Annotated in this window: 9 protein-coding genes, 1 pseudogene and 1 riboswitch; of the genes and pseudogenes, 5 read left to right on the plus strand and 5 right to left on the minus strand. The window is 62.9% G+C overall.

Translation table 11 applies throughout. The annotated features are described in order from the left end of the window. Nucleotides 1-107, minus strand: a 107-nt coding sequence (locus BGI27_RS16470) for a transposase (protein ID WP_141239830.1), incomplete at its 3' end; no start/stop codon positions are given. 60 nt (nucleotides 108-167) lie between these two features. After that, nucleotides 168-767 (minus strand): MCP four helix bundle domain-containing protein, encoded by a 600-nt coding sequence (locus BGI27_RS16475; RefSeq protein ID WP_095525894.1) that lies wholly within the window; start codon nucleotides 765-767, stop codon nucleotides 168-170. Between the two features lie 262 nt (nucleotides 768-1,029). On the opposite strand from BGI27_RS16475, the gene BGI27_RS16480 reads away from it, so the two are divergent. Next, complete coding sequence (locus BGI27_RS16480) at nucleotides 1,030-2,205, plus strand: pyridoxal phosphate-dependent aminotransferase (RefSeq protein ID WP_095525895.1); 1,176 nt, start codon at nucleotides 1,030-1,032, stop codon at nucleotides 2,203-2,205. 36 nt (nucleotides 2,206-2,241) lie between these two features. Here BGI27_RS16480 and BGI27_RS16485 read toward each other — a convergent pair whose 3' ends face one another. Together BGI27_RS16485 and BGI27_RS16490 are read right to left on the minus strand one after the other, a co-directional pair. Then, nucleotides 2,242-2,841 (minus strand): ATP-dependent Clp protease proteolytic subunit, encoded by a 600-nt coding sequence (locus BGI27_RS16485; protein ID WP_095525896.1) that lies wholly within the window; start codon nucleotides 2,839-2,841, stop codon nucleotides 2,242-2,244. A 215-nt stretch (nucleotides 2,842-3,056) separates the two neighbouring features. Continuing rightward, the gene (locus tag BGI27_RS16490; RefSeq protein WP_095525897.1) at nucleotides 3,057-3,380 is read right to left on the minus strand and encodes a DMT family transporter; all 324 of its coding nucleotides are present in this window, start codon (nucleotides 3,378-3,380) and stop codon (nucleotides 3,057-3,059) included. A 399-nt stretch (nucleotides 3,381-3,779) separates the two neighbouring features. Between BGI27_RS16490 and BGI27_RS18325 the strand changes: the two are divergent. From BGI27_RS18325 to BGI27_RS16510, 4 genes and pseudogenes are all read left to right on the plus strand, one after another. Continuing rightward, nucleotides 3,780-4,460: pseudogene (locus tag BGI27_RS18325) on the plus strand (histidine kinase N-terminal 7TM domain-containing protein); the annotation flags it as partial. Nucleotides 4,461-4,751: 291 nt separating this feature from the next. Beyond that, nucleotides 4,752-5,312 (plus strand): GGDEF domain-containing protein, encoded by a 561-nt coding sequence (locus BGI27_RS18330; protein WP_223871874.1) that lies wholly within the window; start codon nucleotides 4,752-4,754, stop codon nucleotides 5,310-5,312. A 79-nt stretch (nucleotides 5,313-5,391) separates the two neighbouring features. Continuing rightward, nucleotides 5,392-5,571, plus strand: a riboswitch (cobalamin riboswitch). Between the two features lie 123 nt (nucleotides 5,572-5,694). Then, on the plus strand, nucleotides 5,695-8,541 hold the full coding sequence (locus BGI27_RS16505; RefSeq protein ID WP_095525900.1) for a ribonucleoside-diphosphate reductase subunit alpha: 2,847 nt from the start codon (nucleotides 5,695-5,697) through the stop codon (nucleotides 8,539-8,541). Beyond that, nucleotides 8,538-9,677: a ribonucleotide-diphosphate reductase subunit beta gene (locus BGI27_RS16510; RefSeq protein WP_223871873.1), complete on the plus strand. Its 1,140-nt coding sequence runs from the start codon at nucleotides 8,538-8,540 to the stop codon at nucleotides 9,675-9,677. Before BGI27_RS16505 ends, BGI27_RS16510 begins: the two co-directional genes overlap by 4 nt. A gap of 218 nt (nucleotides 9,678-9,895) precedes the next feature. Here BGI27_RS16510 and BGI27_RS16515 read toward each other — a convergent pair whose 3' ends face one another. After that, complete coding sequence (locus BGI27_RS16515; RefSeq protein WP_095525901.1) at nucleotides 9,896-10,912, minus strand: integron integrase; 1,017 nt, start codon at nucleotides 10,910-10,912, stop codon at nucleotides 9,896-9,898. Nucleotides 10,913-11,081: the final 169 nt, after the last annotated feature.

Here is an 11,081-nt window from a genome sequence, read left to right on the forward strand (position 1 = left end):
ATGCTCACATCCAGTCGCCCGGCAACGTCCGCAACGCTATGTCCGCGATCGGTCACTTGCTTGACCGCTTCAATCTTGAACTCTTCCGTGTATCGCTTGCTACTCATAGACACCTCCACTTGGTTGCCAGCTTAAGGCTTCGAAGTGTCTAGTGAACCGGGGGCGATTCACAGGATCGCCAGTACGCCGACCCCCCATTCCACGCGCAGCAGCAGATCGGCCTGTAGGTTGGCCTCCTCCCTGGTGCGCGCGGCGTAATCCTCGTTGTGCCGGCGGTGGGCATCCAGCGCTGCGCTGATCTGGCGTCCGAGTGCCAGCCCTTCCGTGCTGATGACTTCGCGTGCGGCGTCGGTGTCGTAGTTGTACGAGAGATCCATGACCCGCTTGAGCACTTCATCGTAGGTCTTCAGCAACTGGCGGACCTGTGTCAGCAGTTCTCGTTCGCCCGGCTCCAGCATCAGCTCGCTTTCGTAGCGGTCCAGGTCGGCATCGATCTGCTTGCGGGTTTCCGCCATGGCATCCCTGGCAACATCCTTCTTGGTGTCATAGAGCTCGATCACGTGCAGCAGCATGTCACGCCGGACGTTGAGGAAATCGCGCTCCACCTTATTAAGCAAGGCCACGCCCGGTGCGATGCGATTCTGGAAATCATCCAGGCTGGCACGCGAAGCCCGGGTGGAGAAATGCCCAGCCAGGGCAACCACGAACAGGGCCAGGGTACTGGCGCAGGCGAGCAGGATCAGGCGCTGCGTGATGCTGAGATTCATGCAAGGGACTCCCCGGAGAGCGGATTGTGTGCGGTGGGTGTGGGGCTGGCTGAGCCTGATGGTGGGCCGTGCGGAAGACCGCGTCGCCCGATGGTCGGCTTGGTGGCAGGGAATGCTGCCACCCACGCGGAAACTTTACGGAATGAAGGGCCTTTCCTTTAGGGATAACCCGCGTTTTTTCGTATACCAGCCATTCCATTCTTCAGCGTATGGATTTGCTGGCAAACTTCTTCCCCTCCCGACTTTGCAAAGCACCGTTCCAATGCCGGACAAGATTTTTCCCGCTGGGCCGATCGCCCGGCGTGCCGATGGCATTCCGCCATTTCACGTCATGGAATTGCTGTCGCGTGCCCACGAGCTTGCTGCGCAGGGGCGCGACATCATTCATATGGAGGTCGGTGAGCCGGATTTCCCTGTGGCTGCGCCAGTGCTGGCGGCCGCACAGGCCTTTCTGGGGGCAGGGCGCGTCGAATACACGCCAGCCGCTGGCTTGCCGGCGTTGCGAGAGGGCATTGCCGCGCATTACGCCGCACGTTTCGGCGTGACGGTGGATCCTGCGCGAATCCTGGTCACGGCAGGGGCGTCCGGCGCACTGCTGCTTGCCCTGGCCGGGCTGACCGAATTCGGTGACCGATGGTTGCTGCCCGATCCGGGCTATCCCTGCAATCGTCAGTTCGTGCAGGCGTTTGGCGGTGAAGTCGATTCCCTGAACGTGCGGGCCGAGGAGGCCTTTCAGCCCACTGCCGCCAGCGTCGCCGGGGCCTGGCAGGCGCGCACGCGCGGCCTGATGGTAGCCAGCCCTGCCAATCCAACGGGTACGCTGATCGCACGCGAAACCCTGGCTGGCATCCTGGCCGAGGTGCGCGCCCGCAACGGTGCCTGCGTCGTCGACGAAATCTATCAGGGGCTGACTTATGGCCGCGCCCCGGAGACCGCGCTGAGCCTGGGTGACGATATGTTCGTCATCAACAGTTTCTCCAAGTACTTCGGGCTCACCGGCTGGCGTCTGGGCTGGCTGGTGGCGCCGGCCCCCTATGTGCGAGCACTGGAGAAGCTGGCGCAGCACTACACCATCTGTGCCTCGACGGTGGCCCAGCATGCAGCGCTGGCGGCTTTCAGCCCGGAGGCGCTGGCGATCTTCGAAGCCCGCCGCGAAGCATTTTCACAGCGGCGGACCTGCCTGTTGGCAGGTTTGCGCGAGTTGGGTTTCGGCGTGCCTGCCGAGCCCGAGGGTGCGTTCTACGTGTATGCGGATGTCAGCCGGCATGCACCGGATTCGGCTGCCTTCGCCCATCGGCTGCTGGAGGAGACCGGCGTGGCAGCGACACCAGGAGTGGATTTCGGGGCACGGGAGCCGCAGCGCTGGCTGCGTTTTGCCTATACGACCGATGTTGCGCGCATCGAGGAAGCGCTGGCGCGCATGAAGAAGCTGCTGTGAGACCTGCCGCCCCGGGCGAGGCGGCAGGGATGGTGCTCAGGCCAGATCGGCGTGAGTGTTGATCACGCGCGAGACGATGCCGTAGTCGATCGCCTCGGCGGCGCTCATCCAGTAGTCGCGCTCCATGTCAGCGCTCACGGATTCGAAGCTGCGGCCGGTCTGCTGTGCGACCACGCGTGCGATGCGCTCACGCGTGCGCAGGATCTCCTTGGCCTGGATGGCGATGTCGGACGCCTGCCCCCCCATGCCACCCGCCGGCTGATGGATCATGAAGCGGGTGTTAGGCAGGCAGACGCGGCGTTCCTTGGGGGGCGCCAGGAAGATGTGGGCGCCGGCGCTGGCCACCCAGCCACTGCCTACGGTGGTCACCGGGGCGCGCACGAAATTGATGATGTCGTGAATCGCGTCGCCGGACTCCACATGGCCTCCGGGGGAGGAGATCAGCAGCGTGATCGGCGCATCGGATTCGGCAGCGAGTGCCAGCAGGCGGCGGCAGGTCGCCTGGGCGAGCTTGTCATTGATCTCGCCGAACACCGTCACGAAACGGGATTTGAACAGCAGACGCTCTTCGGTCAGGTCGGTTTTCTCGGGGGAAGTCTCGGCTTCTTCCTTGCAGCCAGCAAGCGTGATCGTCATCTTCGTGGTCCAGTGAAAGCAATGGGCGCAAGCGCCCGACAGGGGAAAGGCTCCTGGATGTCCAGGGCAGAGGCGGATGCCGACATTCTGCCTCAATCGGAGAGGGGCTGGCGTGCCGCTACGGCACCGGAGGCCGGGTCGGCATCTCCCCGGCCTGTTGCCCTGCTGTGATGGGGCTTCGTCCGCCAATGTGCCCCGGCGGTACGAGGCGGGTGTCAGCCCGTTGTCAGCTTCATGCCCACCACGCCGGCGATCACCACCGCCATGGATGCGATCTGCCCGGAATTGAGGTGGTCACCGAAGGCTGCAGCACCGAAGATCGCCACGCCCACAGCGCCCAATCCGGTCCAGACGGCATAGGCGACACCGGCCGGAATACCGCGCATGGCGAAGGAGAGCAGCACCATGTTCACGCCGGTCAGGCAGATGGAGGCGAGGATGGGCCAGGGGCCAGGGTGTTGCTGGATGTATTTGAGGCTCAGTGCCCAGAGGATTTCGGTAACGACGGCTACGCCGAGGATCAGCCAGTAGCGGGCCATGCTTGCTCCTTGAGTTGAAAGCGGGGCTCGTTTTTCAGAAGCGGTTCATGATCGCTGCTGCGATGCCGTGATCGGGGCGGATGCGCTGCCCGGAATCCTCATGTATCCCCACATACACTCCGGTTCCTGTGCTGCTCTTCGCACCGCTGACGGCTTCTCACAACGGATCGTGAATCGCTTCCCAGCGTCCGCTTGCCCGGAAACCCACGAAGAAGGCATTGCGGCGCACGCGGGGACTGCGGTCCGTGTCGCGCGGGGGGCGGATTATCCCATGTCCTGCGGACGAGGCAAGTTCTTGCGGGAAAGGCAATATTTCGTTGCGTGTGTGACGAGGTTCTCGGCGTCTGTCGGATAGTGCTGGCTATACTTGATCCCTTCCGCTCCGAGGTCGTCGATCCCGTGCTGCTGCCTTCCCTGTCGATCTATCTGTTCGCCAGCGCGGTGCTGTGTGCTGCACTCGTACTGCATGCGCTACGCCAGCCGCCGACGGCTTTCGCACGCCATTTCGCCGGGTTGATGCTGTGTTCCTGCCTTTACGCGCTGGGCTACGGCCTGGAACTGGGCGCGGCGGACCTTGTGCAGGCGCGCAGCGCGCTCAGCCTGCAATATCTCGCGTTGCCATTCGTGCCCTTGTGCTGGGTCGGCCTGTGCTAGGCCTATCTTGAGCGGCGCGGCTTGCCGCCGATGTGGCTGGGGCTTCTGCTGCTGATCAGCGGTGCGATTTTCGCCATCTACCATTTGCCGGCGCTGCGTCATTGGTATTACGTGGGGCTCGAACTGCGTCATGTGGATGGACTGGCGATCGTCCATAGCCTCAAAGGGCCGGCCTACAGCGTCTATGTGGGCTATCTGAATCTGGCTACGGCGCTTGGGGTGTTGCTGCTTTTCCGTGCCTGGCGCCAGGCCGATCCGCTGTACCGTCTCCAGGCGCTGACCCTGCTGGTGGCTTCGCTGCTGCCCTGGAGCTTCCATCTGCTCTATCAGACCGGGCTTTCTCCACATGGCATGGATCTGGGGCCTTTCGGCCTGGCGGCTTCCGGTGTGGCGTTTTCGCTGGCCGTGTTGCGCCACAAGGTGCTGCGTCTGCTGCCGCTGGCCCGCGACCATGTATTCGATGGCATCGCCGAAGGCGTGATCGTGCTGGACCGGCATTGGCGCATCCTCGATTTCAACCGCGCTGCCAGCGATTTCTTTCTGGTACTGGTGCCGGCCCGTCTGGGGGCTGAGATGTCACTGCTGGGGCATGAGGCGAACTTCACCAAGGCACTGGATTCGTGGACGCCTTTCGTGCTCAGGCTGGGGCTGCGCAGGGTCGAGATCCGGCCCTCGCCGCTGACCGATCCTCAAGGTCATATCCTGGGCAGCACGCTGATGATTCAGGATGTGACCGAGCGCCTGGAGTTGCTGGAGAAGTTGAGTCAGCTCGCCAGTCATGACGAACTCACCGGTTGTGCCAACCGCCGCGCACTGCTCGAGCGGGGTGAGGCCGAGGCCCTGCGCGCCCGCCGCCACAAGAGGCCTTTGTCGGTGCTGGTCTTCGATGTGGATGATTTCAAGGACATCAATGACCAGCATGGCCATCAGGCCGGTGACGAGGCCTTGCGCCATATCGCCTCGGTGCTGCGCTATCGCTTGCGCGGCAGCGACATGCTGGGGCGCTACGGTGGCGACGAGTTCGTCGTCGTGATGCCCGAGACGGCCGTGCACGCGGCCATTGTGCTTGCCGAAGAACTGATCGACAGCTGCCGCGCTCAGTGCCATATCGGTCTGAGCATGGGGGTGGCGGAGCTGCCGTTGATCGGCGAGGAAGACTTCACCACGTTGCTGGCGCATGCCGACATGGCGCTTTATGCGGCCAAGCGTGCCGGCAAGGGGCAGGTGGCTGCCTATCCGCAACCGATCGCACCGCAATCCTTGCAGGTAGTGGCCTGACATACCGTATGTAGTATGTTCATGCTATGTGCGACCCTATCGGTGGTATGTCGGTAGTTGACGAAGGTCGATGTCGAGCCTAGACTGGCTTCGCGTTGGTGCTCCTGCGGGCGCTGAAACGGGAATCCGGACAACCGGAGCTGCCCCCGCAACTGTCGCGGCGAGCGTTCTGCCATCCATGCCACTGGCTACGGTCGGGAAGGCCGGCAGGAAGCCCTGATCCGTCAGCCAAGAGACCGGCCGACGCACATCGATAATCACCGGAGCGGGGTGTCTCCGGTACGGCTTTCGTTTCTGGTGACTTTGCGGACCGCGGTGTCCCGAGTGTTGCCCTTTCGTCTGCCGTGCCGTGCATCCGTGCCGACCTGACAGGAGAGAACGGATGCACATCCAGGCAAGCACGACGGCCCGCCCGTCGCATGGCGAACTTCCCCGCGATACCGCCGAAACCAGCGAGGCGCTGGCCGCACGCACGGCCGGGCTGGAGGTGATCCGCCGCAATGGCGCGGTGGTGCCTTTCAATGCCGAAAAGATCATGGTGGCCCTGTCGAAGGCCTTCATCGCGGTGGAAGGTGGCCAGGCTGCCGCATCGGCCCGCATCCGCGAGCAGGTCGCCCAGCTCACCGAACTCGTCGTTGCCGCGCTGACGCGTCGTCTGCCCGGCGGTGGCTCGGTGCATATCGAGGACATCCAGGATCAGGTGGAGCTCGCCCTGATGCGTGCCGGCGAGCATGACGTCGCCCGCGCGTATGTGCTCTACCGCGACAAACGCGCATCCGAGCGCGCGGCCCAGCAGGCCGCCGTGGTCGCCGAAGCCACGCCCGCCCGTCTGCATGTGCTCGATGGCGAGGTGCGTCGTCCGCTGGACGAAGCCGCGCTGCTGGCACAGATCGCTGAAGCTTGCGAAGGCTTGCAGGATGTATCCGCCGAAACCGTGCTGCAGCATGCGCTGCACAATCTTTACGACGGCGTGCCGGTGGCCGCCGTGCGCCAGTCGCTGGTGCTGGCCGCGCGTACCCTGATCGAGCGTGATCCAGACTACTCCAAGCTCGCCGCGCGCCTGTTGCTGCGCAGCGTCAGCATCGAGGTGCTGGGCGAGGAAATGGGGCAAGCGGCCATGGCAGTGCGCCTGCCCGAAGCTTTCCCGGCCTTGATCAAGGAAGGCATCAAGGCCAGCCTGCTGGACCCGCGCCTGGGCGAATTCGACCTGCCGCGCCTGGCCGCCGCACTGGATACGCGCAACGATCTGCGGTTCGATTATCTCGGTCTGCAGACGCTGTACGACCGCTATTTCCTGCACATCGAGGAGCGTCGCATCGAACTGCCGCAGAGCTTCTTCATGCGTGTGGCGATGGGTCTGGCACTGAATGAAATCGACCGCGAAGCCCGCGCCATCGAGTTCTACCAGCTGCTTTCCAGCTTCGATTTCATGAGCAGCACACCCACACTGTTCAATGCGGGCACGCTGCACTCCCAGCTCTCTTCTTGCTACCTGACCACGGTGGAAGACGATCTGGACGGCATCTACCAGGCCGTGAAGGAAAACGCGCTGCTGCAGAAATATGCCGGTGGGTTGGGCAACGACTGGACGCCGGTGCGCGCGCTGGGCTCGCGCATCAAGGGCACCAACGGCAAGAGCCAGGGCGTGATCCCCTTCCTCAAGGTGGTCAACGACACCGCGCTGGCGGTGAACCAGGGTGGCAAGCGCAAGGGGGCGGTGTGCGCCTATCTGGAAACCTGGCACCTCGATATCGAGGAGTTTCTCGAGTTGCGCAAGAACACCGGCGACGAGCGCCGCCGCACGCACGACATGAACACCGCCAACTGGATTCCGGATCTCTTCATGCAGCGCGTGATCGCGGGCGAAGACTGGACCCTGTTCTCACCGGTCGACGTGCCCGACCTGCACGAAAAATTCAGCACAGCCTTCCGCACGGCCTACGAGGCCTATGAAGGCAAGGCGGCGCGTGGCGAGCTGAAGCTCTTCAAGAAAGTCCCTGCCGTGCAGCTGTGGCGCAAGATGCTCACCATGCTGTTCGAGACCGGCCATCCCTGGATCACCTTCAAGGATGCCTGCAACCTGCGCTCGCCCCAGCAGCACGCCGGCGTGGTGCACAGCTCCAACCTGTGCACCGAGATCACGCTGAACACCTCGGACGCCGAAACCGCCGTGTGCAACCTGGGCTCGGTGAACATGCCCGCGCACCTGGTTCAGGTGGATGGGGTCTGGCAGCTCGATCAGGCCAAGCTTGCCCGCACCGTCGGCACCGCCATGCGCATGCTCGACAACGTGGTCGACATCAACTTCTATGCCACGCCCAAAGCGCGCAATTCCAACCTGCGCCACCGCCCGGTCGGCATGGGCATCATGGGCTATGCAGACTGCCTGCACCGCATGGGCCTGCCCTTCGCCTCCGATGAAGCCGTCGAATTCGCCGACCGCTCCATGGAAGCCGTTTGCTATCAGGCCTACTGGGCTTCCAGCGAACTGGCCCGCGAGCGCGGTGTGTATTCCAGCTATCGCGGCAGCCTGTGGGACAAGGGCATCCTGCCGCTGGACTCCATCGCGCTGCTGGAGCAGGGGCGAGGTGAGGCCGTGGAAGTCGACCGCGAAAGCCGGCTGGATTGGGAAGCCTTGCGCGCCAAGATCGGCCGTGACGGCATGCGCAACTCCAACTGCGTGGCCATCGCGCCGACGGCGACGATCTCCAACATCATCGGCGTCTCGGCCTGCATCGAGCCGGACTATCAGAACCTGTACGTGAAGTCGAACCTCTCCGGCGAATTCACCGTGGTTGGCGAACATCTGGTGCGCGATCTGAAGGCGCTCGGCCTGTGGGACGAAGTGATGATCGCGGATCTCAAGTATTTCGACGGCTCGCTGGCCCGCATCGACCGTATCCCGGCCGAGCTCAAGGCGCGTTACGCCACCGCCTTCGAGGTCGACGCGGCGTGGCTGATCGAAGCCGCCGCACGCCGCCAGAAATGGATCGATCAGGCCCAGTCGCTGAACCTGTACATGGCGGCGCCCTCGGGCCGCAAGCTGGACGAGATCTACAAGCTGGCCTGGAAGCGTGGCCTGAAGACCACCTACTACCTGCGCACGCTGGGCGCCACGGCGATGGAGAAAACCTCCGCACCGGTCGAGCCTATCGTGGTCAATGCGGCCGTACCGGCAGAGCCCAAGTTCTGCTCCATCGACAATCCCGATTGCGAGGCCTGCCAATGAGCCTGAATTTCGACGACTTCGAGCAACCCGCGTTGCAGCCGGTCACGCCGCGTCCGGCGCCTGCTGCAGCCACTCCCGCCACGCCTGCCGCCCCGCTGCGCGGCGTGACAGGCAATGTCACCCATCCCTCCATGGCCGCCGTGCGCGTGCAGGACAAGCGCATCGTCAACGGCCAGGGCGACATCAACCAGCTCGCACCCTTCAAATACCCGTGGGCCTGGGAATTCTTCCTCAACGCCAACAAGAACCACTGGACCCCGCTGGAAATCTCGATGGCGCAGGACGTGCACGACTACCAGCACAAGCTCTCGCCCGCCGAGCGCCATGTGTTCGAGAACGTGCTGGCCTATCTCACCACCTCCGACATTCTCGCCATGCGCAACATCGGCCTGGCGGTGATGGAGAAGATGAGCGCGCCCGAGCTGCAGATCTACCAGGCGCGCCAGGTCTACGAAGAAGCGCTGCACACCTGGACCTACCAGCATTGCATCGAAAGCCTCGGCATCGACCAGCAGGAGATCTACAACCGCTACCGCGTGGTGCCCGAGATCAATGCCAAGATCGCACTCGCCAATCGTCGTCTGGAGCGCGTGATGCGTTCCGATTTCGACCTCGCGGATCGCGATAACCTGCACGAGTTCGCGCTCTCCTACATGTTCTTCGGCGGCATCTTCGAAGGCTGCTGGTTTTACAACGGCTTCACGCCCATCTTCGCGCTGCAGCGCCGCGGCCTCATGAAAGGCACGGCCGAGCAACTGCAATACATCATGCGCGACGAAGTGCTGCACTGCGCCTTCGGCATCCGCGTGGTGCGCGAGCTGCTCAAGGAAGAGAACCTCACGCTCGACCCGCGCGCCGTGCAGCAACTGTGGGAAGAGGCCGAGGCCGCCGAATCGGGTTATGCCGGCTACATTCTGCGCGAACCCATCCTCGGCTACTCGGCAGATCTGCACCGTGCCCAGTTCCGCTTCATCGCCAACCGCCGCGCGCGCCAGATCGGCCTGGCCGAGCCCTTCCCGGGGGCGGAAAACGTGCTGCCATGGCTGGACGAGCAGGCCAACCTGCGCAAGGAGAAAAACTTCTTCGAAACCCGCGTCACCGAGTACCAGACAGGCGGGGCGCTGAGCTGGGATTGATGACATGCTGTATGTAGGGACAAGCTGAAATCTGGGTTTTCAGGTACCGGACCCAGATTTGCTGAAATGCCACGCTCGCTTTGGCGGCATTTCCCCTATAACCGCTTACAGCGGCTCCCTCGAAGCAACCCGTTTAACGCGCTGGATAACCAGCGACACATCATAGTGCGACCCTGTGGACGCGCCGGGATGGCATGGTCATCTTCGAAAACGCCTGCTCAGATCCGATCCAGCGGCGAAAGCACGGCTAGCCCGCCACGATTGAGCACATGCGTGTAGATCATCGTGGTGCTCACATCCTTGTGGCCCAGCAACTCCTGCACCGTGCGGATATCCTGCCCGGCCTCCAGCAGATGTGTGGCGAACGAATGGCGCAAGGTATGCGGCGATACTGACTTGACGATACCAGCCGCGCGCGCCGCCTTTTTCACCGTACGCTGCACACGCTGCTCATCAATATGATGGCGTCGCACCACGCCAGAGCGCGGATCTGTCGAAAAGCTGCTCGCCGGGAAAACGTACTGCCAGCCAAAGGTCGTGTCCGCCGACGGATACTTCACCGCCAACGCATGCGGCAGATACACCGAGCCACGCCCGAGGGCCAAGTCGGCCTCGTGCTGTTGCTGACGCCACTTCAGCTTCGCACGCAAAGGCTCCACGAGGCTCCCCGGCAGCATCGTCACCCGATCCTTGTTGCCCTTACCCTCGCGCACCACGATCTCGCGCCGCAAAAAATCCACATCCTTCACCCGCAAGCGTGCGCCCTCCATCACCCGCATCCCGGTGCCGTAAAGCAAGCGCACCAGCAGCGCTATTTCCGGATCATCCACCGCCGCCATCAAGGCCTGCACCTCGGGCACCGACAACACCGTCGGCAAACGTACAGGTTTTTTCGCCCGCGTCACCTCATCCAGCCAAGGCAAAACCTTGCCCAATACCTCCTGATACAGAAACAGGATCGCGGACAAGGCCTGCGACTGCGTCGCCGCAGCCACATTCCGCGCCACTGCCAGCGAAGTCAGAAACGCCTCCACCTCATCCTTACCCATCTCTGCAGGATGCCGCTTGCCATGAAAAAGAATGAAGCGCTTGACCCAATGCAGATAAGCCTGCTCGGTACGGATGCTGTAATGCTTTAAACGCAGACGATCTCGCAACTGATCAAGAAGTTTCGGCGCAGCACCCAGATAGGCAGAATCCGGGGCCAAGTCGCCCGACAGCACCTTGGTGTTCATGGTTTTATTTGTCATAATGAGGCCAGTCAAGACAGTAAATCTGTTAATAGCCAACGACTTGCCCTTGCGGGTCGTTTTGACAAATAAACTTTTATTGCCTCGTTTTGAGGTCTACTGAATCGCCCCGGGTTTCCTAGACAGCCCCGAGCTTCATGAAATACTGTTTTTC

Origin of the sequence: Candidatus Dactylopiibacterium carminicum (assembly GCF_014736495.1) — a bacterium.
GTDB classification, from domain to species: Bacteria; Pseudomonadota; Gammaproteobacteria; order Burkholderiales; family Rhodocyclaceae; genus Uliginosibacterium; species Uliginosibacterium carminicum.